The following is a 23359-nucleotide window of genomic DNA, read 5'->3' as shown; positions in this document are numbered from 1 at the left end:
CCAGAGTCCCTCGCCGCATACTCGGAATGCACCATGCCTGCTGACCTGTGGCGTTTCGCCCAAGACTATTACCAACGCCCGGGCGTCGAGGCCGCGTGCCTGCAACTACAGGGCCAGGGGGCGGACGTCTGCCTGCTGATCTGCGCCGCCTGGCTGGGCCGGCGCGGGGTGGCCTGCAGCACGGCGCGCGTCGCGCAACTGCGCCGCCTTGCGCAACCCTGGCAGCAAGAGGTGGTCGGCGTGCTCAGACAGGTGCGCCAGGATTGGCGCGATGCGGCTCGCCACGACAAGCAACTGGCCGAGCTGCGCGAACGGGTCAAGCAATTGGAGCAGGAGGCCGAACGCCTGCAACTGCAGCGCCTGGAATCGCTCGGCGAGGCCTGGCCGTGCGCGGTCGCGGCGGACTCGCTTGCCTGGCTGGAGCAGGTGTTACCGACCGCCTGCCGAACTGACCGCGCCGCGCTTGTGCAGCTGCGCGACGCGGCCATCCAGCCCTAGGAGGCGGCAGGAGGTGTGCGGGTACCGGCAGCGGGGGCCGCACCCTCCTCGCTCGCCGGCGCGGCGGCGGGCTTGGCCGCCGTCGGTTTAGCGGCCACTGGTTTGGCCGCCGCCGGTTTGCGTGCCGCCGGCTTCTTCGCCGCAGGCGTGACCCGCGGTTTCGCGGCGGTCCGGGCGGCGGGCTTGCCGGCGGTTTCGGCAGAGACAGCACCCTCGCTCGCGACCGACGCGGGCTTGCTCGTCGGCTTGGCGCGGCGGGTAGCGGCCGCTTTGACAGCAGGCTTGGCGGCGCCAGAGCGGCCAGCCGGTTTCGAGGCAGCTGCGGCGGCCGGGGCCTGATCGGCAGCGGGCTTGGCCGCTGTGGCGGTGGTTTTCCGCGCCGCTGGTTTTGCTCGCGGCTTGGCCGGGGCCTTGCTGGCTGCAGGTGCGGCAGGCGACGTGGAGGCCGGCGCCTTAGCCGCGGCCGCCTTGGCGTCACGATGACTCAGGGCCTTGCCGACCGCCTCCTTGACCTTACCCACGCCCTGAGCCAGCTTCAGACTCTCCTGGGCGTCACGCTTGAGCCCAGCGATATAGCTGCGGGTCTCGGCCTGGCGCTCCTTGAGTTCGTCGAGCAGTTCCTCCAGTTCGGCCACGGCGGCCTTGGCCTTCGCCTGCGTCTTGACCTTGCCGGCAACGGCCGCCTGCTGCAGCTTGTCACGCGACTTGTGCAGCTTTTCCTGGGCCTTGCCACGCTGCTTTTCCAGCTTGGCGAGTAACTTTTCCGCCTCGAGCAGCGCCTGCGAACAGGCCTGCTCCAGGTGCTCGAGCAGGCTACTGGACAACTGCTGAAGCAAATGCAACGGCGTATTGACCGATTTCTTCTTCGAGTTCTTCTTTGCCGACATAGCTCGCCTCCTGGCGGGTAGGGATGCCCCCATACTAGCCCCCGTACCTGTCACTCGCTAGCCGTGATACTCGCCCGGCGCGCCGATATGGCATGACCACGACGCGCCGGCAGGCACTGGCGAATGGCAAATGGCAAATGGCAAATGGCAAATGGCAAATGGCAAATGGCAAATGGCAAATGGCAAATGGCAAAGACAGGCTAGGAGCGCCGGATGTTTCTTGCCAGTGGATCCGCAGAAGATGAACGCAGACCGACCGACAGCAGCAAGCTGTAGCGGTTCAGGAAAGGCTGCATTGTCGACCTGCTGGGCGCCTGGGCCGAGGACGCAGCCCAGATAGCCAGGCTTCGTCAGTGGGCTGGAGCGACCTGTTGCTGATGAGCGTTGTGCAGCACTTCGATCAGGCAGTCTTCCAGCTCGAAGCGCTCGTGCAGCAACTGCCCGAGATGCGCCACTTCTTCACTGAGGGATACGCCCTCGCGGCAATCGCCATTGTCGCAACGGTCATTGAAGGACAACGCCACTTCGGTGATCGCTTCGATACGTGGATAGATCTGCTTGGCCAGGTCGAGCCCGCGTTGATCGCCAAAGGCCTTGGCTTCACTGGTCAACTGCTCGTAGACCTCGAAATGGCCCGCCGACACGTAATCGACCAGAACCTCGCAGAACCTCTGCAAGGTTTGCGCGTTAGCACTGGGCGCCTGCGGGGAATTGCTGATGGCGGTGAAGGCAGCCACCAACTCTTGGCGCTCCTGCAACCAACGGTCAATCAGCAGGTGAACTCCACCCCAACGTTCCTGGGCGTTCTGACAACTCTCAAGCATGATGACCTCGCTTCCCTTGTTGGCGTTGCTGTTATACGTCCGCTCCGAGACGTTATTCTGTCTATCGGTGCATGATCTTGGGAAGGCAACCGCAGAATGGCAAATTTCCGGCGGTGCGTGCAGGCAGATTATGCCGCTGGGCTTGCGCCATCAAGGCGCACCGCCGAGAAACTTTCATACGAGCGTTTAATCTGCAAGCCGCGCGGCAACGGCCGCCGGCGCGCAGCCGGCGGCCGCACTGCGCATCAGTGCGTACGGCGAAAAACGCCTGGCCCTGCGGCCTCTGGCGTCAAACTCTGCGCAGCAACTGGAGCAGGGCGAACAACCCCATGGCGACAAAACCGAGCAGGCTCCACTCGGGAATGCTCATGCCGAACAGGGTCCAGTTGACCTCGGCGCAATCGGCCGAACCATGCAGAACCAGGCGCACGATATCCTGAAAGGGCAGGGCCTCCATCATGTAGTCGAGACTGGGCAGACAGGCCGGCAACTCGTCCGCGGGAACCCCTTGTAGCCAGATTTGCCGGCCTGCCGTGGCGCCGCCCGCGCCGGCGAACAGCAGCGCCAGCACCGCGTAGACGCCGCGCCCCAGGGCGCCAGGCGCATGCAGGGTGGCCAACAGGCAGACCAGGCCGAAGCCGATCACGCAGATGCGCTGCACCACGCACAGCGGGCACGGCTCCAGGCCGACCACATGCTCCAGATAGAGTGCGGCCCCCATCAGCGCCACGCTGGCGAGGAAAGCGAGAAAGAACAAGGAACGCGGGCTGGCCAGGGGCATGGCGGCTCCGAAAGTGATCAAAGGGTGCCTACGGTAGTGGAAAGCCCCTCGCCCTTTCAAGCCAAACAGCCAGCCCAGAGCGGCTGGCCATCAGCAACGCGGCACCGGGCGTCCATCGCCCGCTGCGCGCTCGGTCTCATCCGCGAACCGCAGTCGCCACCGGCTGCGGGCCGCCAAGACGCTGATCGAGCAGACTCAGGCCCTCCTGAAACAGCTTGTTGCTGCCTTCGACCTCGCCCAACTGGGCCAGCAGGTGCGCCAACTCGGCACAGGTTTCCGGGTGGCGCTGGAACACCAGGCTGCTTTCGAAATACTCGCGGGCCTTGCCCCACAGCTTGCCGTGCAGGCATATCCGACCGAGGGTGAGCAGCAGGTCGGCATCCTTGGGGTGGTCCTTCAACCAGCCCTCGGCCACCTGCAGCTGGCGCGCCGGGTCGCGGCCACGGAGCAGGCCGTAGAGCCGCACCAGACGCGTATCGTAGTGACGTTTCAGGGCCTGCTGCAACAATTCTTCGGCTTCGGCCTCGGCGCCTAACAGGCGCAGCTGCTCGGCATACACGACCAGCAATTCCGGTTCCTGGCGCTGCGCCGAGGACAGCTGCTGCCAGGCCTCGGTCAGGTTTGCCAGGGCGCCGGACACATCCCCTTCGCTGGCCTGGCCGGCATCGGCCAAACGGCCACGCCAGGCGCGCTGCTCGACCTCCAGCAACTCGGCGGCGCTAAGGACCTTGAGCTTGCGCAACTCCGGCAGCAGGCCGAGCAATGCCGACCAGCCGCCCGTCAGCAGGTACAAGCGCTGCAACTGGCGCAGCACCTGACGCTGCTGGGGATGGCGCCGATTCATGACTTCGAGTGTGTCCTTGGCTGCCTCTAGGTCACCCCGCTCTTCCTGCAATTCGGCATGGTTCAGGGCGATGGCCAGCTCGGCCTCCGGTTGGCGCTTGAGGGCCTGTTCGAGCAGGCTGTCGCTGTCTTCATGCTGACCGAGCTTGTGGGCCGCACGGGCGGCCCCCAGGTAATACATCAGCGGCTGCTCCTCGCCCTCTGCAGCCCGGCGCAGGTGACGCAGGGCTCGCACCCAGCGCCCCTCGGCCAGGTCGAGGAAACCCTGCTCGCTGGCCTGACGCACGCGCCGGCTGCGATGCAGGCCGGACCAGGGGTTGACCAGGCCAAACGATACCAGCAGCAGGCGCACCAGCAGACGCAACAGATAGAGCAGCAGGACGACCACGGCTGCCAGCACCAGAAAGGCCCACAGGCTCGACTCGTAGCGAAAGCCCTGGTAGGCGAACAGCACATAGCCCTTGTGTTCGGCGATGGCCAGGCCGAGCAGCGCCAGGCCGGCCGCCCCGAGCAGCACGACGAGCAACAGGTAGATGCGCTTCATGGGCGAGCCTCCTCGGCGCTTGGCGCCGCCTCGTCCGGCGCCTCATTGGCCTGAGCCTGGCGCTCGACCCGCTGACGCGCCGACTGCTTGTGCTCGATGTAGGCCTGCACCGCCGTGAGCGTGCCGCTCAGATCCGGCACTACCACCGCCACCGGTCGCTCGATCAATTCGTCGGCACGCATGCGCAGGGCCCGGCTGGCCGGATTGTCACGATTGAAATTGCCATCCAGCACATCGCGCGCCTGCTCCAGCGCCCGGCGATAGACCTCGGACTCGCCGTGCAACGCCGCCCACTGCGCCTGCTCCAGCGCCAGGCTGAGGGCCAGCCGCACTTGCGCCAGGCTCTGCCCGGCCAGCAGCGGCCGGATGTTCTGGTCGGCATTGAAATCGAGGCGGAAATACTGCGACAGGGTTTCCAGGCCCCTGGCCCACCAGCTGTCTGCATCGCTCTGCGCGGCCAGGTCGGCGAGCACACCGCCCTGGCTGTCGAAGGCCGGGTTCAGCGCATTCAACTGCATCACCTGCTCACGCAGGGCGCCGAGTTGAAGGAACAGCCCGGTGCGATCGGGGTCGACCGTGGTGCGCAGCGCTTCCAGGCTTCTGGCCAGCTGCTCGCGCGCGGCAAAAGCGGCGGGGTCGTCCTGATCGCGAAGAATCTCGTCGGCGCCCTGCACCAGGGCCGTGGCGCTGTTGATGTCCTGCAGCGCCGACAGGCGCAGGCTGGCCAGGCGCAACAAGTGCTCGGCCTCCGCCAGGCGCCAGTCCTGGCGGCTGGCACCGAGCGCCGTCTCCAGGCGCTGATTGAGCAGCTGCTGATCGCCTTGCAGCTGGGCAAGCAAGCGCCGCTGCGCCTCCAGCTCGTCGGCTGGCGGCAGTTGCTGCAGGCGCCCGCCCAGGGTCGCGACCCGCTGCGCCAGGGCCTCGGTCTCGCCGCGGGCCTCCTGCAACCGGCCGAGCTGCTGTTGTTCACGAGTCTCCAGCGCGCGTAGCTGCCAGGCACTCCAACCCGCCGCGCCGGCCCCGGCGGCTGCGATCAGCAGGGCCAGCACCGCCAGGCCGGTGCCGCGCGACGCCGGTTTGTGCGCCGCGCTGGCCGAGGCGGCGACGGCGTCCGGTACAGGTTGCTCTTGCTCTTTCGGGGAAGTCGCTTCGCTCACGTATCCATCCTTTGCATCAGAGGTCGGGGGCAGGTTGCGCCTGCAACGCCGCCAGCAACGCCGCGGCATTCGCGCCACGGCAGTCCACAACAGTCTCGGCGCCCGCGGCGCGGGCCTGATCGGCCACCCGCGGACTGGGTACAAACAAGGGTAGCCCGGCCAGCGCAGACCAGTCGGCAGCGGCCAGTTGCAGCAGGTTGGCGAGCCCCTGGCCACTGCTGACCACCAGGCCGTTCAATTGCTCCGTGCGCACCCGTTCGGCCAGCGCCCGCGGTGGATAGGTCGGCAGCAGGCGACGATACAGCGGCAGATAGTCGACCTGCACACCCTGCTCGCGCAATCGCTCGGCGAGCCATTCGCGGCCATCCTCGCCCCGCATGATCAACACCCTTGGGGTATGCGCCGTGGCGACGGCCTGCTGCAGTTGCGGCAGGTCGAGCAAGGCTTCGCTGTCGTCCGCCCGGTCCGGGCAATACACGGTCAAGCCATAGTCATCGAGGATCTGGGCGGTCGCCGCGCCGACGCCGAACCAGGGCTGCGCGGCCAGTGGCTGCGGCCAGTAGCGATCGAGCAGCTCCAGGCCAAGCCGCGCCGCGGGCTTGCTCACCACGATCACCGCGCAGTAACGGTCCAGGTCGAGAATCGCGGCGCGCTGCTCGGGCGTCTCGGCCAACGGCTCGATCGCCAGCAGCGGCAGGCTGCTGCTGTAGATGCCCTGCTCGGCCAGGGTCGCGGCCAGAGCCGCGCACTCTGGCGCCGGCCGGGTCAGCAGCAAGCGCCAGCGACTCACTCGGCAGCGGCCTCGCCGTAGACCGCCGCGAGGATCGCCGCGGCGCCCTGGGCCAGCAGCGCCTCGGCCACCTCGACGCCGAGCCGCTCGGCCTCGCCGGCCGGGGCGCGGCGCTCGGCCCGCAGCAACAGGCCGCCATCGGGCTGGCCGACCAGGCCACGCAGCCACAGCTGCTCGCCCTCGAGCACCGCGTAGCAGGCGATCGGCACCTGGCAGCCACCATTCAGGCGCTTGTTCAGCGCCCGCTCGGCGCTGACCCGCAGCGCGGTATCGCGATGGTGCAACGGCGCCAGCAACGCATGGATCTCGGCGTCGCCGGTGCGGCACTCGATGCCGACCGCACCCTGTCCGCCCGCCGGCAGGCTCTCATCGACGCCGATAGAGGCGCGGATGCGCTCGGCGAAACCGAGGCGGATCAGCCCGGCGGCGGCGAGAATGATGGCGTCATACTCGCCGGCGTCGAGCTTGGCCAGGCGGGTATTGACGTTGCCGCGCAGGAAGCGGATCTGCAGGTCGGGCCGGCGCGCCAGCAACTGGGCCTGGCGCCGCAGACTGGAGGTGCCGACCACGCTGCCGGCCGGCAGCGCGTCGAGGCTGTCATAGCTATTGGAAACGAAGGCGTCGCGCGGATCTTCGCGCTCGCAGATGCAGTACAGGCCCAGCCCCTCGGGAAAGTCCATCGGCACGTCCTTCATCGAATGCACGGCGATGTCGGCCTGGTTGTCCAGCAGGGCGGTCTCCAGCTCCTTGACAAACAGCCCCTTGCCGCCAATCTTGGCCAGCGGCGCATCGAGCAACTTGTCGCCGCGACTGACCATCGGCACCAGGCTCACCCTCAACCCCGGATGAGCCTGCTCGAGGCGGGCCTTGACATGTTCGGCCTGCCACAGAGCCAGGGCGCTTTTTCGGGTGGCGATACGGATTTCACGGGGCATGGGGCAATTCCAGAAAACGAACTGCCGGGGATAATAACAGGCTGGCCAGGCTCAAGCCCAAGCGCTCGAGACACGCCGGCAGCCAATAGCGACTAGAGGCTGCTCATCAGCTTGCGCACCCCGGCGACATGCCGGCGACTGACGATCAAGGCCTCGTCACCAAGCCCCTTGAGAAACAGCTGAAAATGTCCCAGCGGCGTACGCTGCAAGCGCTCGATTCGGTCCCGGGCGACCAGCGCATTGCGGTGGATGCGCACGAAGCGATCGCCGAACTCATCCTCCAGCGCCTTGAGCGGCTCGTCCAGCAACACCTCGCCGCCCTCGTGGCGCAAGGTCACGTACTTGTGGTCGGCGATGAAATAGATCACCTGATCGAGGGGGATCAGCTCGATGCCCTTGCGCGTGCGCGCACTGATATGGGTGCGCGGGCCGCTGCCGCTTTCCGCCGCCGGCCGGGTCAGCGCCGCGAGCTGCACGCGGTTCGGCCGCTCGGCCTTCTTCAATGCTTCGCTCAGGTTCTCGGGGCGCACCGGCTTGACCAGGTAGCCGACGGCACTGACCCTGAACGCCTCCAGGGCGAACTCGTCGTGGGCGGTGCAGAAGATCACCGCTGGCGGCGCCTCACGCTCGCAGAGCTTGGCCGCCACCTGCAGTCCGTCGAGGCCAGGCATGCGGATATCCAGCAGCACCACATCCGGCTTGAGGCTGTCGATCAGGGCCAAGGCCTCTTCACCGTTGCTCGCGGATGGTTCGAGGACACGGTAGCCATCGAGTTCGCCGACCATGCGGCTGAGGCGCTCACGGGCCAAGGGTTCGTCATCGACGATCAGGACATTCATAGGGCTCCGACTTCCTGCGTGAGTCTGGCACAAGGATAGCGTAGACAAGTGAAGTGGCGGCCGTCACGGCGCTCGACGCTGAGACTGGCAGCCGGCCCGAAAAGTGCCGCGAGGCGCGCATGGATATTGTCCAGGGCCTGGTGCGTGCCAGTCGACGCCTGCCCCTCGCCTCTCTCCTCGTAGGGGTTGCTCACGCACAGGTGGAAGGTGCCGTCGGCATAACTCGCCTCGACACGCACCAGGCCACCCTCGATGCGCGGCTGAATGCCATAGATCAGGGCATTCTCCAGCAGGGGCTGCAAGGTCAGTTGAGGAATCGGTAGATCGCTGGGCACGCCATGCACCTCCCATTGCAACTGTAGTCGCTCGCCAAGGCGGTAGTGCTCGATCGACAGATAACGCTTGGCCAGCTCCACCTCCTCGCGCCAAGGCACCAGGGAACCGGGTCTGGCCAGGCTGGCGCGGAACAGGTCGGACAGATCCAGCACCGCCTGCTCGGCCTTGTCCGGATCGACCGCCACCAGGCTGGCGATGCTGTTCAGGCTGTTGAACAGGAAATGCGGACGGATCCGCGCCTGCAAGGATTCGATGCGCGCACGCAACTCCGCCTGCTCCTGCCGCCGCCATTGGCTCTGCAGATAAAAATAGCGTAGCAGCAGCGCCGACATGATCAGGCTGATCAAGGCATGGCGCAGGTAGAGCTTGGCCTCGCCGGCATGCGGCAAGGGCCCGCCGAGGCTGTAGAAGTCGGCGACGGCGGTGCAGGCCAGGGTCAGGCCGACCACGATCGCACAGCACAACCCCCCGGCCAGTGCCGGCCCGAGGCGCGCCAGCAGGGGCCGCAGACGACACAGCAGGGCGGCCGAGAGCAGCACGTTCCATTGCACGAACAGGGAGGTCAGGGCCAGGCGCACCCAGTCGAAACCGGGCTGCATGGGCTCGGCCAGCACCAGCACCAGCACCAGCAACTCGGCCAGCAGCACCATGCTCAGCAGGGCCTCGGACTGGCAGAGCTCCGGGACGAAGAAGTCGTCGACGGCCGCCGTGTGTTTGTTCATTTCACCCCCTCGAATCGGCATGGGCGCAGTTTCCGCGCGCCCTGCCCGGGCGGCAAGGGTGCCGGCCTCCGGCAGGCGAAATAAAGCCCGCGAATGGCGCCTGACGAAGCAAACTGTGACCGGCGCAACACTGCCCGGGCGATTGCCGCGCGGCCCGATTGGCAGCAGTGGCCCGGCGATTTTGCCCATCACCCCTGTTATTATCGGCTGACTATTCCGTCACGCCGGCCGCCATCCGCGGCCGCCCGAACAGCGCACCAGCCGAGCGAATCCCATGAGTACAGAGAAGACCAACCAATCCTGGGGCGGCCGCTTCAGCGAACCCGTCGACGCCTTCGTCGCCCGCTTCACCGCCTCCGTCGAGTTCGACAAGCGCCTGTATCGTCACGACATCATGGGCTCGATCGCCCACGCGACCATGCTGAGCCAGGTCGGGGTGCTCACCGAGGTCGAACGCGACAGCATCATCGGCGGCCTGCAGGCCATCCAGAGCGAAATCGAGGCCGGCCAGTTCGACTGGCGCGTCGACCTGGAAGACGTGCACATGAACATCGAGGCGCGCCTGACCGACCGCATTGGCGTCACCGGCAAGAAGCTGCACACCGGCCGCTCGCGCAACGACCAGGTGGCCACCGACATCCGCCTGTGGCTGCGCGACGAGATCGACGTCATCCTCGGCGAGATCAGCCGCCTGCAGCAGGGCTTGCTGGAGCAGGCCGAGCGCGAGGCCGAGACCATCATGCCCGGCTTCACCCACCTGCAGACGGCCCAGCCGGTGACCTTCGGCCATCACCTGCTGGCCTGGTTCGAGATGCTCAGCCGTGACTACGAGCGCCTGGTTGATTGCCGCAAGCGCACCAACCGCATGCCCCTGGGCAGCGCCGCCCTGGCCGGCACCACCTACCCGATCGACCGCCAGATCACCGGTCAGTTGCTCGGCTTCGACAGCATCGGCGGCAACTCGCTGGACGGCGTCTCCGATCGCGACTTCGCCATCGAGTTCTGCGCCGCCGCCTCGCTGGCGATGATGCACCTGTCACGCTTCTCCGAGGAGCTGGTGCTGTGGACCAGCGCGCAGTTCCAGTTCATCGACCTGCCCGACCGCTTCTGCACCGGCAGCTCGATCATGCCGCAGAAGAAGAACCCGGACGTGCCCGAGCTGGTGCGCGGCAAGACCGGCCGGGTGTTCGGCGCCCTGACCGGCCTGCTGACCCTGATGAAGGGCCAGCCGCTGGCCTACAACAAGGACAACCAGGAAGACAAGGAGCCGCTGTTCGACGCCGCCGACACCCTGCGCGACTCGCTGCGCGCCTTCGCCGACATGATCCCGGCCATTAGACCTAAGCATGCGATCATGCGCGAAGCGGCTCTGCGCGGTTTCTCCACCGCCACGGATCTGGCCGACTACCTGGTGCGCAAGGGCCTGCCGTTTCGCGACTGCCACGAGATCGTCGGCCATGCGGTGAAGTATGGCGTGGACAATGGCAAGGACCTGGCCGAGATGAGCCTGGAAGAGCTGCGTCAGTTCAGCGACCAGATCGAGCAGGACGTGTTCGCTGTGCTGACCCTGGAAGGCTCGGTGAATGCCCGCGACCATATCGGCGGCACCGCGCCAAACCAGGTGCGCGCGGCGGTCAAGCGCGGCCGCGAACTGCTCGCCGGCCGCTGATCACCGTGGCCCAGGCGGCTCCCCCGGGAGCCGCCTCATCTCAGCCCTTCGCCTTGGCCTGAATCATCGCCAGAAACGCCGGCATGGCAGCATCGCGCTCGGCGGCGATGCGCTGCACATGGGGGTTCTGCTTGAGCCGGGTGAGCAGCTCGAGCGCCGCCGGGAAGTCGGCCAACAGGTCGAGGTCGAACAGCTTCTTGGCCACCCCGCAGGCCAGCTCGATGCTGTAAAGGAAGTAGATGTCGGCCAGGCCGAAGCCCTCACCGGCGAGGTAGGGCGCGAAACGACCATGGCGTCTGAGGGTGGCCATACCTGCCAGCAGTTCCTCCCGGCAGCGGGTCTTGAGCGCCGCGGGGATGGGCGCCGCGAAGAACGCCTCGGCGTAGCCGAGACGTGCCGGCAGCTCGATGTACAGCTCGATTTCCTTCATCAGACTGCGCACCTGGGCCCGGGCGAATGCGCCCTCGGGCAACAGCGGCCGGCCCTCACCGGCCTCCTCCAGGTAATCGAGAATCGCGCTGGTCTCGTTGATGAAACCCTGCTCGGTCTCCAGCACCGGCACCTTGCCGCGTGGGCTGATAGCGAGAAAATCCTCGCCCTGAGTGGCGTAGACGGTGACTTCCTCGAATGCCAGTCCCTTTTCCAGCAGAGCCAGCTTGACCATATTGAAGTAGTTGCTGACCGCGAATCCGTATAGCTTGAGCATGGCAACGGCCTCCGACGCCGACGATTGGACCACTACCTTTAGCCGATGACCGCGCCGGCGGCCAGTCGCATCGACTCGGTGAATGGCGCGCCCCGCGCCGGGCTGGCACACTGCAGACAAACTCCACGGACAACACCGCCATGAGCGAACACGATCAAGACGAAGACGAGGCCTTTGCCGAAACGGCGCTGATCCAGGCCATCGAGAATCAACTCGAGGCCGGCGAACCGCCGGCGGCCCTGGCCACCCTGAACAAGCTGACCCTGGTCGGCTATGAGCGTGACGAGATCCTGCAGATGATGGCCCTGGTCCTGGCCCATGAAGTCAAGGCCATGCTGCGCGAGGATCGCGCCTTCGACGGCGACGCCTACGAACAGTCGCTGCGCGCCCTGCCGGCCTTGCCGGATGAAACGGCCTGAATTGGCCTGCCAGTCGCCGGAGCGCGCGCGCGCCAGCGCGGCTCGCTACACTGCACAGACCCGCGGCCTGCTTCACCCAACGCGGGACACCCTCGGGCCGGCCGCACGGTCCAACAGATAATCACAAGAGCCTGGAGCACTTATGTCCATTACCCCTGAGCTGGTTGCCGAACTGGAACTCCTCTCGCTGTTCAACCTGGCCAATATCCAGGAAGGCCTCAAGGTTCACCATGTTGCCGCGCCCGAGGCGATCGCCGCGGCCAAGCGCTTGCACGCCAAGGGCCTGGTCACCCAGGAAGATGGCGGCTACCTGACCAGCCTCGGCGTGGAAGCCGCCGAGCATGCGCAAGGCCTGCTGACCATCCTCAAGGTCGGCGAAACCGCCTGATCCCGCCCTGCCCCGCTCGCCGTCGCCCTTCAGGTCGGCGCCGAGCGGGCGATATAACCCTGTACACAACACCCGACACCCGCAATCGAGCCCTGCATGACCCGCAGCCAGGAAATTCGCCCGGACATCGACGACGGCATCGACCGCAAGGTCCTGGGACAGCTGCGTGCGCGTTTTCTCAAGGTCAATGACGGCCGCCTGGACCGCGCCATGCAGGCGCTGTCGACGCGCCAGCAACTGGTGCTCAAGCTGCTGCCGCTGTTGCTGCACGTCAATCACCCGCTGCTGCCCGGTTATGTCTCCGGGCTGACCCCGGCCGGCCTGAGCGGCTACCAGCCGAGCGCCGAGGTGCTGGCGGAGGCCCAGCGCCTGACCCGCTCGTTCGCCTACAAGGCGCGGCGCGGCAATCCGCTGGGCGGCGCACCTAATCTGCCGATTCATGGCCTGTTCCTGATGGGCAGCCTGGGCACCGTGGCCCAGGCCGAGCAGAGCGACATGGACCTGTGGCTCTGCCATGCCGCCGATCTGGCCCCGCTGGAGCTGATCGAACTGCGCAAGAAGTGCGACCAGCTCGAGGCCTGGGCCGCGACCCTGGGTGCCGAGGTGCATTTCTTTCTGGTCGACGCCCTGCGCTTCAGCGCCGGCGAGCGCGAATCCAAGCTGACCTCGGACGACTGCGGCACCACCCAGCACTACCTGCTGCTCGACGAGTTCTACCGCACCGCCATCTGGCTGGCCGGCCGCACACCGCTGTGGTGGCTGGTGCCGGTCTACGAGGAAGCGCGCTACCGCGACTACGTCGACACCCTGCTGAGCAAGCGCTTCATCCGCGCCGAGGAGGTGATCGACCTCGGCCACCTGGCCCGCATCCCGCCGGCGGAGTTCATCGGCGCCGGCATGTGGCAGCTGTACAAGGGCATCGAGTCGCCCTACAAGTCGGTGCTCAAGCTGCTGCTCACCGAGGTCTACGCCAGCGAGCACCCCAGGGTCGAGTGCTTGTCGCTGCGCTTCAAGCAGGCGGTCTACGCCAATCGCCTCGACCTCGACGAACTCGACCCCTACATGGTGGTGTACCGACGCCTGGAGGAATACCTCAGCGGCCGCGGCGAGCACGAACGCCTGGAGCTGATCCGCCGCTGCCTGTACCTCAAGATCGACAAGAAGCTCAGCCGGCCGCCGCGCGATCGACGCAAGAGCTGGCAGCGCCTGCTGCTCGAGCGCCTGACCGGTGACTGGCAGTGGGACAGCCGGCAGCTGGCCCTGCTCGACAGCCGCAGCCAGTGGAAGATGCGCCAGGTCGGCGCCGAGCGGCGCATGCTGGTCAACGAGCTGACCTACAGCTACCGCTTTCTCTCCCAGTTCGCGCGTAGCGAACAGGCCGGCAGTTCGCTCAGCAGCCGCGACCTGGGCGTGCTTGGCCGCCGCCTGTATGCGGCCTTCGAGCGCAAGGCCGGCAAGGTCGAGTTTATCAACCCGGGCATCGCCCCGGACCTCGCCGAGGACACCCTGACCCTGGTGCACTGCCATAACGAGAAGGCGCCGGACGACAGCCAGTGGGCGCTGTTCAATGGCAGTCTCGGCGCCCAGGAATGGCGCGATTTCGCCCCGCTGAAACGGGCGCGCGAGCTGATCGAGCTGCTCGCCTGGTGCCACCGCAACGGGGTGATCGACAGCAGCACCCGGCTGTCGCTGCACCCGGGCAACAGCGACCTCAGCGAATTCGAGCTGTCCAGCCTGCTGGCCAGCCTCCAGCAGGCCCTGCCGCTGCCGTTTGCCGCCGTCGCCGAAGCGGCGCTGTTGCGCGCCAGTGCGCCACGCGAGGTGCTGCTCCTGGTCAATGTCGGCCTCGACCCGCTCAAGCAGCACAGCCTGATGAATGTGCACATGACCAGCGAGCGCACCGACGCCCTGGGCTATTCGGGCGTGCGCGAGAACCTGATTCTGACCCTCGACCAGGTCAGCCTGAACAGCTGGAACGAACTGCTGGTCAGCCGCTACGACGGCCCTCAGGCCCTGCTCGACTGCCTGCGCGACCTGCTCAACAGCCTGCCGGCCAGCGGCGAGCGGCCGACCCTGCGGGTGCGCTGCTTCTGCCGCAACCGCGCCCATGCCATCGCCGAGCGGGTCGAGGCGCTGTTCGCCGAGGTCCTCGGCCACTTCGATGGCGCGCAGCCGATCCGCTACCTGCTGCAGATCAAGCAGCAGTTCCATGTCCTCGACCTGATCCCCGGCCAGGTCCGCCACACGGCATTGAGCAACCTGCCGGCCCTGCTCGACCACCTGGGCCAGGATCAGCCCGGCTACCGCCCCCTGCACCTGGATCGCAGCGCGCTGGAAGGCGAGGACCTGGCCACGATCCTGCCGCTCGGCCAGCCCGACTGCATCCAGGTGTTCTATCGCCTGGACGAAACCGGCGAGCAGGCCGAAGTGACCGTGCTCGATGAACACAACGCCCTGTGGCGCCAGCGCATGGCGTTTCGTGACGAGCAGAGTCTGCTGACGCCACTGCAGCGTTTTCTCCAGTCGCTGCTCTATCGGCGCAACGCCCAGCTGCCGCTGGACAGCCCGCAGCCGACGCCGGCACTGGAGGTCCTCTACTATCAGGTGCTGCCGGCGGCGCCGCTGCGTGCGCAACGCCTGGAGCGCCGGCCGCCGCCGCAGTCGCCGCTCAGCCACCCGTTCTACGATGTCCAGGCGATCGTCGAACCGGCCGATGGCAAGCGGCGCCAGGTGACCCTGTACTGCAACCACCGCGAATTCTCCGAACTGGAGTATGCCGGCGACCTGTATGCCGCTGTGGCCCGGCACATCCTCGCCCAGCGCCGCGGCGGCGAGCGCTACCCCTGCTACATCACCGACCTCGACCTTTCCGCGGTGCTGGAGGGCCAGGCGCAGACCGTGCACTACCTGCGCTACAAGGCCGAGCTCGAGAATGCGCTGAACCAGGCCCTGCAGCGCGCCTGAACCCGGAGCGGGCCGCCAATGACAGCCGGCAACGGCCGATTGCTGCAGTTGCGGTCGCCGGGCGACAGCTGGGGACGACCAATGCTGATCGTGAATCCGTTGTTCAAGCCCTTGCGGCAATCAACGAAACAAAACCCCGCGTGGCGTCGCGGGGTTTTGCCTGTGTCGGGCCGACCGTAGCACAGCCGCCCGAATCGACCAGAGCGGGCGCTCAGGCCCAGGGCTGGCGCAGGCGCGCCTGGGCAGCCTGGCAGATGGCGCGTCGCCGCGCCGGGTCGGCAGCCCCCCATTCGAGGATCTCCGTCAGCAAGCGACCACAGCCCAGACAGACGTCGCGCGGGTCCAGGCAGCACTGCCGCCGACATGGCGAGGCGACCGATTCCTGGGCATCCACGGCCGGAGAGGCGCGTGGGCTATCAGAGCTCTTCGAACTCAAGATCGGCTCCCGACTGTTCCAGGGTGATACGCGCAAGCATCTCGCCGAGCTGCTCGGCGCTGCTGTCGCAGACCCAGCGCTCGCTGGCCGGATCGTAGTCGAAGTGGAAGCCGCCCGAGCGCGCCGCCAGCCAGAGCTGGCGGATCGGTTCCTGGCGGCTGAGGATCAGCTGCGTACCATTCTCGAACCGCACCGTGAGTACCCCGGCGGAGTTTTCCAGATCGATATCCAGGTCGCTGTCATCGAAGATGTCCTCCACCGCCTGCTGCGCGGCGTCGACCAGGTCGTGAAAGCGGGCTTCGGTCAAACTCATTGCGGGTGTCCTCGAAATAATCAGGCAGGTGGATTCTGGGCTCGTGCGGCGCCCTGCAAACAGCGCCGGACCTGCAGCGCTCGGGCATCAATTGCCCGCGGTCGGTGCCAGACCACGGCGATAATGCAGCAGCAGTTGCCGATGTGTCTCGCCCGGCAGCAGGGTGCAGGATAACCCAGCTACCCCCTTCGACACCCATCGCGGCAATGCGCAAGCGGTGCCGGCAGGACTCGCGGCGCGCTCCAGGCTGGTCAGTGAAAGCGGACCTCGGAGCGCTGCGCAGGGCTCCCGGCAGCCGCCTCGGGCGTCCGTAAAAACCGACGAAAGCCCCGTCCGCCGGGAATCCCGGCGCATAGGCAAGGCGCTGGGGCGCCGGTATACTCCTGCGCATTACTGCTTTATCACAAGGATTTCGCCATGAAGCGGCTGTTGACTGCCCTTTTCGCGCTCGTCGCCCTCACCTCCGTGCTTGCCGGTTGCGGCCAGAAAGGCCCGCTGTACCTGCCAGACGACGGCAAGACGGCACAAGAGCGCGACCGAGACGTCTTTCTCTAAGGGGGTTCCATGCAAGCTTTCAACCACCGCGACGGCGAGCTGTTCGCGGAAGGCGTGGCGCTGTCCGCCATCGCCCAACGCTTCGGCACCCCGACCTACGTCTACTCGCGCGCCCATATCGAGGCGCAATACCGGGCCTATGCCGATGCCCTGCAGGGCATGCCGCACCTGGTCTGCTTCGCGGTCAAGGCCAACTCCAACCTGGGCGTGCTGAACGTGCTGGCACGCCTCGGCGCCGGTTTCGACATCGTCTCGCGCGGCGAACTGGAGCGCGTGTTGGCCGCCGGCGGTACGCCTGCCAAGATCGTCTTCTCCGGGGTCGGCAAGACCCGCGACGACATGCGCCGTGCGCTGCAGGTCGGCGTGCACTGCTTCAATGTCGAGTCCAGCGATGAACTGGAACGCCTGCAGCTGGTCGCCGCCGAACTGGGCGTCAAGGCGCCGGTATCGCTGCGGGTCAACCCCGATGTCGACGCGGGCACCCACCCGTACATCTCCACCGGGCTGAAGGAGAACAAATTCGGCATCGCCATCGCCGATGCCGAGCAGGTCTACGCCCGCGCCGCCGAACTGGCCAACCTCGAGGTGATCGGGGTCGACTGTCATATCGGTTCGCAGCTGACCAACCTGCCGCCCTTCCTCGATGCCCTCGATCGCCTGCTGGCCCTGATCGATCGCCTGGCCGAGCGCGGCATCCAGATCCGCCACCTCGATCTCGGCGGCGGTCTCGGCGTGCAGTACCGCGACGAGCAGCCGCCGCTGGCCGGCGACTATATCCAGGCCGTGCGCCAGCGCATCGCCGGCCGCGAACTGGCCCTGGTATTCGAGCCGGGCCGTTCGATCGTCGCCAATGCCGGCGTGCTGTTGACCCGGGTCGAGTACCTCAAGCACACCGAGCACAAGGATTTCGCCATCGTCGACGCGGCGATGAACGACCTGATCCGTCCGGCGCTGTACCAGGCCTGGATGGACGTGCAGGCGGTGCGCCCGCGCGAGGGCGCGAGCCGTCCTTACGACATCGTCGGGCCGATCTGCGAGACCGGCGACTTCCTGGCCAAGGAGCGTGAACTGACGCTGGCCGAGGGTGACCTGCTGGCCGTGTGCTCGGCCGGCGCCTATGGTTTCGTCATGAGTTCCAACTACAACACCCGCGGCCGCGCCGCCGAGGTGATGGTGGACGGCGAGCAGGCCTACCAGGTGCGCCGACGCGAGACTCTCGACGAACTCTTTGCGGGCGAAAGCCGGTTGCCGGAGTAAGGCCATGTTATTGCGCTTTACCAAGATGCACGGCCTCGGCAACGACTTCATGGTGCTCGACCTGGTCAGCCAGCACGCCCACATCCAGGCGAAGAACGCCAAGCAGTGGGGCGATCGCCACACCGGCGTCGGCTTCGATCAGCTGCTGATCGTCGAACCGCCGAGCAACCCGGACGTCGACTTCCGCTACCGCATCTTCAATGCCGACGGCTCGGAAGTGGAACAGTGCGGCAATGGCGCGCGCTGCTTCGCCCGTTTCGTGCTGGACAAGCGCCTGACCGTGAAGAAGCAGATCCGTGTCGAGACCAAGGGCGGCATCATCGAACTGCACGTGCGGCCCGACGGGCAGATCACCGTGGACATGGGCGCCCCGCGCCTGGATCCAGCCCAGATCCCGTTCCTCGCCGAACAGCAGGCGCTGAGCTACCCGGTCGAGGTGGACGGCCAGACCTACGAATTGGCGGCGGTGTCCATGGGCAACCCGCATGCGGTGCTGCGGGTCGACAGCGTCGATGCCGCGCCGGTGCATGAACTGGGGCCGAAGCTGGAACACCACCGGCGCTTCCCTCAGCGGGTCAACGTCGGCTTCCTCCAGGTCATCGACCGCCAGCGCGCACGCCTGCGCGTGTGGGAGCGCGGCGCCGGCGAGACCCAGGCCTGCGGCACCGGCGCCTGCGCGGCAGCGGTAGCGGCGATCAGCCAGGGCTGGATGGACTCGCCGGTGCAGCTGGAGCTGCCCGGCGGCAAGCTGACCATCGAGTGGGCAGGCCCTGGCCAGCCGGTTATGATGACCGGACCCGCGATGCGCGTGTACGAAGGACAGGTTCGCCTATGACCGACCAGCAGGATTCGCCCAAGCCACTCGATCCGGAGACGGTTGCCGCCTACCTGCGCCTGCATCCGGAATTCTTCATCGACCACGACGAGCTGATCCCTGAGCTGCGCATCCCGCACCAGCGTGGCGACACCGTGTCGCTGGTCGAGCGCCAGGTCAAGCTGCTGCGCGAGCGCAACATCGAGATGCGCCACCGCCTGTCGCAGCTGATGGACGTGGCCCGCGACAACGACCGCCTGTTCGACAAGACCCGCCGCCTGGTGCTCGACCTGCTCGACGCGGCCAGCCTCGAGGAAGTGGTCAGCGCCGTGGAAGACAGCCTGCGCCATGAGTTCCAGGTGCCCTTCGTCAGCCTGATCCTGTTCAGCGAGTCGGTCCTGCCGGTCGGCCGCTCGGTCAGCAGCGCGGAGGCGCATCAGGCCATCGGCGGCCTGCTGGCTGGCGGCAAGACCATCTGCGGCGTGCTGCGCAGCCACGAACTGGCCTTCCTGTTTGGCGACAGCGAGGCCGAGCAAGTCGGTTCGGCGGCGGTGGTGGCGCTGAACCACCAGGGCCTGCACGGCGTACTGGCCATCGGCAGCAGCGACCCGCAGCACTACAAGAGCTCGCTGGGCACCCTGTTCCTCGGTTATATCGCCGAGGTGCTGGCCCGGGTGCTGCCACGCTTCGCCATGCCGCTACGCTCGGTACGCTAGCCGAGCGCCCGCTGCGGGTCGCTGCCGCTCAGCTCACTGCCACGAGAATTCAGCATGACATTCAGCAGCACCACGCCCATTCTGCGGATTTTCGACGAGGCCAAGGCCCGCGAGTTCTACCTGGACTTCCTCGGCTTCAAGCTCGACTGGCAACACCGCTTCGCCGAGGACCTGCCGCTGTACCTGCAGATATCCCGGGACGGCTGCGTACTGCACCTCTCGGCGCACCACGGCGATTGCTGCCCGGGGGCGGCCCTGCGCATCGAAACTGATGATCTGCAGGCATTGCATCAGGAGCTGCTGGCCAAGGCCTACGGCTTCGCCCGCCCGGGCATCGAGCAGATGCCCTGGGGCAGCGCCGACATGCCGATCCACGACCCGTTCGGCAACCGGCTGATCTTCACCAGCGCGGCCGGGACCTGACCCGCCGTCCGGGAGCTCGCATGCAGCGCCACCTCGATGCCTATCTCGACCACCTGCGTCACGAACGCCAGGTCTCGGTGCACACCCTCGATGGCTATGCCCGCGACCTGCGCAGGCTGATGGCACTCTGCGACGACGAGGGCCTGCCCGACTGGACTGGCCTCGACGGTCGTCGACTGCGCCGCCTGGTCGCCACCTTGCACCAGCAGGGCCAATCCAGCCGCAGCCTGGCGCGCCTGCTCTCGGCGGCGCGCGGCCTCTACCGCTACCTGATCCGCGAAGGCCTGGCCCAGCAGGACCCGGCCAGCGGCCTGAGCCCGCCGAAGGGCGAGCGGCGCCTGCCCAAGACCCTCGACACCGACCGAGCCGCACAACTGCTCGACGGCGCACGGGAGGACGACTTCATCACCTGCCGCGACCAGGCCATGCTGGAACTCTTCTACTCCTCGGGCCTGCGCCTGTCCGAGCTGGTCGGCCTGGACCTCGACGGACTCGATCTGGCCGCCGGGCTGGTGCGGGTGCGCGGCAAGGGCAACAAGACCCGCGAGCTGCCGGTCGGACGCAAGGCTCGCGCGGCCCTGGATCAGTGGCTGACGCTGCGCGCCCTGGCCCGGCCGGTCGAGGCTGCGCTGTTCATCAGCCAGCGAGGACGGCGCCTGGGCCCGCGCGCGGTGCAGTTGCGCGTGCGCCAGGCGGGCGTGCGCGAACTGGGCCAGCACCTGCATCCGCACATGCTGCGCCACAGCTTCGCCAGTCATATGCTGGAGTCCTCCCAGGACCTACGTGCGGTACAGGAGCTGCTTGGCCACGCCGACATCGCCACCACCCAGGTCTATACCCACCTGGATTTCCAGCACCTGGCCAAGGTTTACGACAGCGCCCACCCCCGGGCCAAACGCAAAGGCAGTAGCGAATGAGCATTGAGCTGATCACCTTCGACCTCGACGACACCCTGTGGGATGTCTCGCCGGTGATGCAGGACGCCGAAGCGGCGCTGCGCAACTGGCTGGCCCTGCACGCCCCGCGCCTGGGCGGCGTTCCGGTCGACCACCTGTGGTCCATCCGCGCCCGCCTGCTCGCCGCCGAACCCATGCTCAAGCACCGCCTCAGCGAGCTGCGCCGGCGCATCCTGTACCACGCCCTGGAAGAGGCCGGCTACCCGCACGACGAGGCACAGGCCTTGGCCGAATGCGGCTTCCAGGTGTTCCTCGCCGCCCGCCATCAAGTCGAACTGTTCGCCGAGGTGCACCCGACCCTGGAGATCCTGGCCGCTCGCTACACCCTGGGGGTGATCACCAACGGCAATGCCGATGTACGCCGCCTGGGACTGGCCGACTACTTCCAGTTCGCCCTGTGCGCGGAGGAGCTGGGGGTCGGCAAGCCGGACCCCAAGCCCTTCCAGGAGGCCCTCAGGCGCAGCGGCATCGCCGCTCGGCACGCCGTGCATATCGGCGATCACCCCAGCGACGACATTGCCGGTGCCCAGGCCGCCGGATTGCGGGCCATCTGGTTCAATCCCCTGGGCAACCCCTGGGAGGCCGCCGAGACGCCCGATGCCCAGATCAGCAGCCTGGCCGAACTGCCCGCGCTGCTGCAGGGCTGGCGCTAGCCCGCGCACGCGGCTGAACGCGAGAAACAAAACACCCTGCGCAGGGCCAGCCTGCGCAGGGCGTCGGGAAGAGCTTCTCGGCAGTCCGCCACACAGACGGACGCCGGGTGGGCGGTCAGGCCTCAGATAGGCCGACTGCCGTATTTGCTGTCCGGTTTCTTGGGCGGGTCGGAGACCACATTGGGCTCGACCTCCTGCACCTTGCCACCACGCGCCAGGAACTCTTCCATGGCCCGGGCCAGGGCATCGCGCTCCTTCTGCTTGGCTTCGACGCTGGGTAGCTCGTTGACATCGACGGCCTTGGCCTTGGCCTTGCTCTTGCCGGCAGGAACGACCTCGTCGTCGCCATCATCGCCGTCGTCACCATCGTCGGCGGCCGCCAGCTCTTCGCCGCTGTCCTCGTCGGCCCCTTCGAGTTCGTCTTGTTCCAGATCTTCGTCGCTCATGTTCAACCTCATGACTTGCGAAAAGCAGGTTAGTTATAGCCCAGCTGCGTAGGCATTCGTACGCCGCCGGGAAAAATTCAATTGACCTTGCCTGGCAAAGCCGCCGAGCGCTCGTTGCCTCGGCTCGGGTGAGCGCGCCTTTGCAGGCGGCGCTCACCCCACCGGGCGCATTCTAGCGCGCCGCCAGAAAAAACAAAGGGCGCCCTTAGGCGCCCTCGCTGAAACCAGTAGCGATCAGGACTTGGTGAACTCCGGGTAGGCTTCCATGCCGCATTCGGCCAGGTCCACACCTTCGTACTCTTCCTCTTCGCTGACGCGCAGGCCGATGACCGCCTTGAGGATCGACCAGACGATCAGGCTGGCCACGAACACCCAGGCGAAGATGCAGCCGATACCCAGCAGCTGGGCGCCCAGGCTGGCATCGCCGTTGGTCAGGCAGACCGCCAGCAGGCCCCAGATACCGACCACACCGTGCACCGAGATGGCGCCGACCGGATCGTCGAGTTTGAGCTTGTCCAGGCCGAGGATGGAAAACACCACCAGCACGCCGCCCACTCCACCGATCAGGGTGGCCTGCAGGGCAGTCGGGGTCAGCGGCTCGGCGGTGATGGCCACCAGACCGGCCAGGGCACCGTTGAGGGCCATGGTCAGGTCGGCCTTGCCGAACAGGATGCGGGCGACGATCAGCGCCACCACCAGGCCGCCGGCGGCGGCCATGTTGGTGTTGACGAACACCTGGGCCACCGCGTTGGCGTCTTCGATGGTGCTCATCTTCAGCTGCGAACCGCCGTTGAAGCCGAACCAGCCCATCCACAGGATGAAGGCACCCAGGGTCGCGATCGGCAGGTTACAGCCGGGAATGGCATTGACCTGGCCACCCGCGCCGTACTTGCCTTTACGTGCGCCGAGCAGCAGCACGCCAGCCAGTGCGGCGGCGGCACCGGCCATGTGCACCACGCCGGAGCCGGCGAAGTCGAGGAAGCCGGCTTCGTTGAGGAAGCCCGAGCCCCACTTCCAGAAGCCCTGCACCGGGTAGATGAAGCCGGTCATGACCACCGCGAAGGCGAGGAAGGCCCACAGCTTCATGCGCTCGGCCACCGCACCGGAGACGATCGACATGCAGGTCGCGGCGAACACCACCTGGAAGAAGAAGTCGGAACGGGCCGAGTAGTAGGGCGCATCATCGCCACCGGCGAGGACCGACTCGACGCTGTTCTCGTCGCCGAGCAGGAAGCCCAGGCTCGGCAGGATGCCGCCTTCCGGGCTGGAGTACATGATGTGGTAGCCGATCACCAGATACATGATGCTGGCGACGGCATACAGGGCGATGTTCTTGGTGAGGATTTCGGTGGTGTTCTTGGAACGTACCAGGCCCGCCTCGAGCATGGCGAAACCGGCCGCCATCCACATCACCAGGGCACCGCAGATCAAGAAATAGAAGGTATCGAAGCCGTACTGCAGTGCAGTCAATGCTGTGTTATCCATGGT

The 23359-nt window shown here is 66.9% G+C and carries 26 protein-coding genes; 12 read left to right on the top strand and 14 right to left on the bottom strand.

Translation table 11 applies throughout. The annotated features are described in order from the left end of the window. The first annotated feature begins 33 nt into the window (after positions 1 to 33). Positions 34 to 498, top strand: coding sequence for a TIGR02444 family protein (locus tag AB5S05_RS02240; protein ID WP_369285790.1), 465 nt, complete (start codon positions 34 to 36; stop codon positions 496 to 498). Here the strand turns inward: AB5S05_RS02240 and AB5S05_RS02235 are convergent. From AB5S05_RS02235 to AB5S05_RS02195, 9 genes are all read right to left on the bottom strand, one after another. Then, positions 495 to 1385, bottom strand: a complete 891-nt coding sequence (locus AB5S05_RS02235) for an AlgP family protein (RefSeq protein WP_369285789.1) — start codon at positions 1383 to 1385, stop codon at positions 495 to 497. The two genes, AB5S05_RS02240 and AB5S05_RS02235, sit on opposite strands and share 4 nt — an antisense overlap. A gap of 350 nt (positions 1386 to 1735) precedes the next feature. Beyond that, the gene (gene rsd, locus AB5S05_RS02230) at positions 1736 to 2209 is read right to left on the bottom strand and encodes a sigma D regulator (RefSeq protein ID WP_369285788.1); all 474 of its coding nucleotides are present in this window, start codon (positions 2207 to 2209) and stop codon (positions 1736 to 1738) included. Positions 2210 to 2498: 289 nt separating this feature from the next. Then, positions 2499 to 2990, bottom strand: coding sequence for a disulfide bond formation protein B (locus AB5S05_RS02225; protein ID WP_369285787.1), 492 nt, complete (start codon positions 2988 to 2990; stop codon positions 2499 to 2501). Between the two features lie 136 nt (positions 2991 to 3126). Then, entirely contained in the window at positions 3127 to 4377 is a 1251-nt protein-coding gene (locus tag AB5S05_RS02220) for a heme biosynthesis HemY N-terminal domain-containing protein (RefSeq protein ID WP_369285786.1), read from the bottom strand. After that, entirely contained in the window at positions 4374 to 5534 is a 1161-nt protein-coding gene (locus AB5S05_RS02215; RefSeq protein ID WP_369285785.1) for a uroporphyrinogen-III C-methyltransferase, read from the bottom strand. Before AB5S05_RS02215 ends, AB5S05_RS02220 begins: the two co-directional genes overlap by 4 nt. 16 nt (positions 5535 to 5550) lie before the next feature. After that, the gene (locus AB5S05_RS02210; protein ID WP_369285784.1) at positions 5551 to 6324 is read right to left on the bottom strand and encodes a uroporphyrinogen-III synthase; all 774 of its coding nucleotides are present in this window, start codon (positions 6322 to 6324) and stop codon (positions 5551 to 5553) included. Beyond that, on the bottom strand, positions 6321 to 7259 hold the full coding sequence (gene hemC / locus AB5S05_RS02205) for a hydroxymethylbilane synthase (RefSeq protein WP_369285782.1): 939 nt from the start codon (positions 7257 to 7259) through the stop codon (positions 6321 to 6323). The genes AB5S05_RS02210 and hemC overlap by 4 nt, the downstream gene beginning before the upstream one ends. A 92-nt stretch (positions 7260 to 7351) precedes the next feature. Further along, positions 7352 to 8098, bottom strand: coding sequence for a LytR/AlgR family response regulator transcription factor (locus AB5S05_RS02200; RefSeq protein WP_369285781.1), 747 nt, complete (start codon positions 8096 to 8098; stop codon positions 7352 to 7354). Further along, entirely contained in the window at positions 8095 to 9177 is a 1083-nt protein-coding gene (locus AB5S05_RS02195) for a sensor histidine kinase (RefSeq protein WP_438943523.1), read from the bottom strand. Before AB5S05_RS02195 ends, AB5S05_RS02200 begins: the two co-directional genes overlap by 4 nt. 253 nt (positions 9178 to 9430) lie before the next feature. Between AB5S05_RS02195 and argH the strand changes: the two genes are divergently transcribed. After that, the gene (gene argH, locus AB5S05_RS02190; protein WP_369285779.1) at positions 9431 to 10825 is read left to right on the top strand and encodes an argininosuccinate lyase; all 1395 of its coding nucleotides are present in this window, start codon (positions 9431 to 9433) and stop codon (positions 10823 to 10825) included. A gap of 40 nt (positions 10826 to 10865) precedes the next feature. Here argH and AB5S05_RS02185 read toward each other — a convergent pair whose 3' ends face one another. After that, positions 10866 to 11531 (bottom strand): glutathione S-transferase family protein, encoded by a 666-nt coding sequence (locus tag AB5S05_RS02185; RefSeq protein ID WP_369285778.1) that lies wholly within the window; start codon positions 11529 to 11531, stop codon positions 10866 to 10868. 140 nt (positions 11532 to 11671) lie between these two features. On the opposite strand from AB5S05_RS02185, the gene AB5S05_RS02180 reads away from it, so the two are divergent. The 3 genes from AB5S05_RS02180 (at position 11672) to AB5S05_RS02170 (ending at position 15302) form a co-directional block, all read left to right on the top strand. Then, positions 11672 to 11950 carry a hypothetical protein gene (locus AB5S05_RS02180; protein WP_369285777.1) on the top strand — a complete coding sequence of 93 codons (279 nt, stop codon included), beginning with the start codon at positions 11672 to 11674 and terminating at the stop codon, positions 11948 to 11950. A gap of 142 nt (positions 11951 to 12092) precedes the next feature. After that, entirely contained in the window at positions 12093 to 12338 is a 246-nt protein-coding gene (locus AB5S05_RS02175; RefSeq protein WP_369285776.1) for a TIGR02647 family protein, read from the top strand. A 96-nt stretch (positions 12339 to 12434) separates the two neighbouring features. Further along, the gene (locus AB5S05_RS02170; protein ID WP_369285775.1) at positions 12435 to 15302 is read left to right on the top strand and encodes a class I adenylate cyclase; all 2868 of its coding nucleotides are present in this window, start codon (positions 12435 to 12437) and stop codon (positions 15300 to 15302) included. 211 nt (positions 15303 to 15513) lie between these two features. Here AB5S05_RS02170 and AB5S05_RS02165 read toward each other — a convergent pair whose 3' ends face one another. Then, entirely contained in the window at positions 15514 to 15696 is a 183-nt protein-coding gene (locus tag AB5S05_RS02165; protein ID WP_369285850.1) for a DUF1289 domain-containing protein, read from the bottom strand. Positions 15697 to 15718: 22 nt separating this feature from the next. Then, complete coding sequence (gene cyaY / locus AB5S05_RS02160) at positions 15719 to 16051, bottom strand: iron donor protein CyaY (protein ID WP_369285774.1); 333 nt, start codon at positions 16049 to 16051, stop codon at positions 15719 to 15721. A gap of 417 nt (positions 16052 to 16468) precedes the next feature. Between cyaY and lptM the strand changes: the two genes are divergently transcribed. From lptM to AB5S05_RS02125, 7 genes are read left to right on the top strand one after another with little or no spacing between them, the layout of a single operon-like run. Continuing rightward, positions 16469 to 16606 carry an LPS translocon maturation chaperone LptM gene (gene lptM, locus AB5S05_RS02155; RefSeq protein ID WP_369285773.1) on the top strand — a complete coding sequence of 46 codons (138 nt, stop codon included), beginning with the start codon at positions 16469 to 16471 and terminating at the stop codon, positions 16604 to 16606. 9 nt (positions 16607 to 16615) lie between these two features. Beyond that, the gene (gene lysA, locus AB5S05_RS02150; RefSeq protein WP_369285772.1) at positions 16616 to 17863 is read left to right on the top strand and encodes a diaminopimelate decarboxylase; all 1248 of its coding nucleotides are present in this window, start codon (positions 16616 to 16618) and stop codon (positions 17861 to 17863) included. Between the two features lie 4 nt (positions 17864 to 17867). Next, positions 17868 to 18698, top strand: coding sequence for a diaminopimelate epimerase (gene dapF, locus AB5S05_RS02145; protein ID WP_369285771.1), 831 nt, complete (start codon positions 17868 to 17870; stop codon positions 18696 to 18698). Further along, entirely contained in the window at positions 18695 to 19393 is a 699-nt protein-coding gene (locus tag AB5S05_RS02140; RefSeq protein ID WP_369285770.1) for a DUF484 family protein, read from the top strand. The genes dapF and AB5S05_RS02140 overlap by 4 nt, the downstream gene beginning before the upstream one ends. Positions 19394 to 19447: 54 nt before the next feature. Beyond that, positions 19448 to 19816, top strand: coding sequence for a glyoxalase superfamily protein (locus AB5S05_RS02135; protein ID WP_369285769.1), 369 nt, complete (start codon positions 19448 to 19450; stop codon positions 19814 to 19816). A 20-nt stretch (positions 19817 to 19836) separates the two neighbouring features. After that, positions 19837 to 20733, top strand: a complete 897-nt coding sequence (gene xerC, locus AB5S05_RS02130) for a tyrosine recombinase XerC (protein ID WP_369285768.1) — start codon at positions 19837 to 19839, stop codon at positions 20731 to 20733. Further along, entirely contained in the window at positions 20730 to 21425 is a 696-nt protein-coding gene (locus AB5S05_RS02125) for an HAD family hydrolase (RefSeq protein WP_369285767.1), read from the top strand. Before xerC ends, AB5S05_RS02125 begins: the two co-directional genes overlap by 4 nt. 122 nt (positions 21426 to 21547) lie before the next feature. Here AB5S05_RS02125 and sutA read toward each other — a convergent pair whose 3' ends face one another. Both sutA and AB5S05_RS02115 read right to left on the bottom strand, forming a co-directional pair. Continuing rightward, entirely contained in the window at positions 21548 to 21871 is a 324-nt protein-coding gene (gene sutA / locus AB5S05_RS02120) for a dormancy-specific transcriptional regulator SutA (protein WP_369285766.1), read from the bottom strand. 234 nt (positions 21872 to 22105) lie between these two features. Beyond that, the gene (locus AB5S05_RS02115; RefSeq protein ID WP_369285765.1) at positions 22106 to 23356 is read right to left on the bottom strand and encodes an ammonium transporter; all 1251 of its coding nucleotides are present in this window, start codon (positions 23354 to 23356) and stop codon (positions 22106 to 22108) included. Positions 23357 to 23359 lie beyond the last annotated feature (3 nt).

Origin of the sequence: Pseudomonas zhanjiangensis (assembly GCF_041027545.1) — a bacterium.
In the GTDB taxonomy this organism is placed as follows: domain Bacteria; phylum Pseudomonadota; class Gammaproteobacteria; order Pseudomonadales; family Pseudomonadaceae; genus Aquipseudomonas; species Aquipseudomonas zhanjiangensis.
The sequence above is the reverse complement of the archived record's forward strand: the minus strand, read 5'-3'. Positions and strand labels throughout refer to the sequence as shown.

What these genes read in the sequence shown, in the direction of transcription:
- AB5S05_RS02240 (WP_369285790.1), top strand. Translation starts at nt 34, where the DNA reads ATGCCTGCTGACCTGTGGCGTTTCGCCCAAGACTATTACCAACGCCCG.
- AB5S05_RS02235 (WP_369285789.1), bottom strand. Translation starts at nt 1,385, where the DNA reads ATGTCGGCAAAGAAGAACTCGAAGAAGAAATCGGTCAATACGCCGTTG.
- rsd (WP_369285788.1), bottom strand. Translation starts at nt 2,209, where the DNA reads ATGCTTGAGAGTTGTCAGAACGCCCAGGAACGTTGGGGTGGAGTTCAC.
- AB5S05_RS02225 (WP_369285787.1), bottom strand. Translation starts at nt 2,990, where the DNA reads ATGCCCCTGGCCAGCCCGCGTTCCTTGTTCTTTCTCGCTTTCCTCGCC.
- AB5S05_RS02220 (WP_369285786.1), bottom strand. Translation starts at nt 4,377, where the DNA reads ATGAAGCGCATCTACCTGTTGCTCGTCGTGCTGCTCGGGGCGGCCGGC.
- hemC (WP_369285782.1), bottom strand. Translation starts at nt 7,259, where the DNA reads ATGCCCCGTGAAATCCGTATCGCCACCCGAAAAAGCGCCCTGGCTCTG.
- AB5S05_RS02200 (WP_369285781.1), bottom strand. Translation starts at nt 8,098, where the DNA reads ATGAATGTCCTGATCGTCGATGACGAACCCTTGGCCCGTGAGCGCCTC.
- AB5S05_RS02195 (WP_438943523.1), bottom strand. Translation starts at nt 9,177, where the DNA reads ATGCCGATTCGAGGGGGTGAAATGAACAAACACACGGCGGCCGTCGAC.
- argH (WP_369285779.1), top strand. Translation starts at nt 9,431, where the DNA reads ATGAGTACAGAGAAGACCAACCAATCCTGGGGCGGCCGCTTCAGCGAA.
- AB5S05_RS02185 (WP_369285778.1), bottom strand. Translation starts at nt 11,531, where the DNA reads ATGCTCAAGCTATACGGATTCGCGGTCAGCAACTACTTCAATATGGTC.
- AB5S05_RS02180 (WP_369285777.1), top strand. Translation starts at nt 11,672, where the DNA reads ATGAGCGAACACGATCAAGACGAAGACGAGGCCTTTGCCGAAACGGCG.
- AB5S05_RS02175 (WP_369285776.1), top strand. Translation starts at nt 12,093, where the DNA reads ATGTCCATTACCCCTGAGCTGGTTGCCGAACTGGAACTCCTCTCGCTG.
- AB5S05_RS02170 (WP_369285775.1), top strand. Translation starts at nt 12,435, where the DNA reads ATGACCCGCAGCCAGGAAATTCGCCCGGACATCGACGACGGCATCGAC.
- cyaY (WP_369285774.1), bottom strand. Translation starts at nt 16,051, where the DNA reads ATGAGTTTGACCGAAGCCCGCTTTCACGACCTGGTCGACGCCGCGCAG.
- lptM (WP_369285773.1), top strand. Translation starts at nt 16,469, where the DNA reads ATGAAGCGGCTGTTGACTGCCCTTTTCGCGCTCGTCGCCCTCACCTCC.
- lysA (WP_369285772.1), top strand. Translation starts at nt 16,616, where the DNA reads ATGCAAGCTTTCAACCACCGCGACGGCGAGCTGTTCGCGGAAGGCGTG.
- dapF (WP_369285771.1), top strand. Translation starts at nt 17,868, where the DNA reads ATGTTATTGCGCTTTACCAAGATGCACGGCCTCGGCAACGACTTCATG.
- AB5S05_RS02140 (WP_369285770.1), top strand. Translation starts at nt 18,695, where the DNA reads ATGACCGACCAGCAGGATTCGCCCAAGCCACTCGATCCGGAGACGGTT.
- AB5S05_RS02135 (WP_369285769.1), top strand. Translation starts at nt 19,448, where the DNA reads ATGACATTCAGCAGCACCACGCCCATTCTGCGGATTTTCGACGAGGCC.
- xerC (WP_369285768.1), top strand. Translation starts at nt 19,837, where the DNA reads ATGCAGCGCCACCTCGATGCCTATCTCGACCACCTGCGTCACGAACGC.
- AB5S05_RS02125 (WP_369285767.1), top strand. Translation starts at nt 20,730, where the DNA reads ATGAGCATTGAGCTGATCACCTTCGACCTCGACGACACCCTGTGGGAT.
- sutA (WP_369285766.1), bottom strand. Translation starts at nt 21,871, where the DNA reads ATGAGCGACGAAGATCTGGAACAAGACGAACTCGAAGGGGCCGACGAG.
- AB5S05_RS02115 (WP_369285765.1), bottom strand. Translation starts at nt 23,356, where the DNA reads ATGGATAACACAGCATTGACTGCACTGCAGTACGGCTTCGATACCTTC.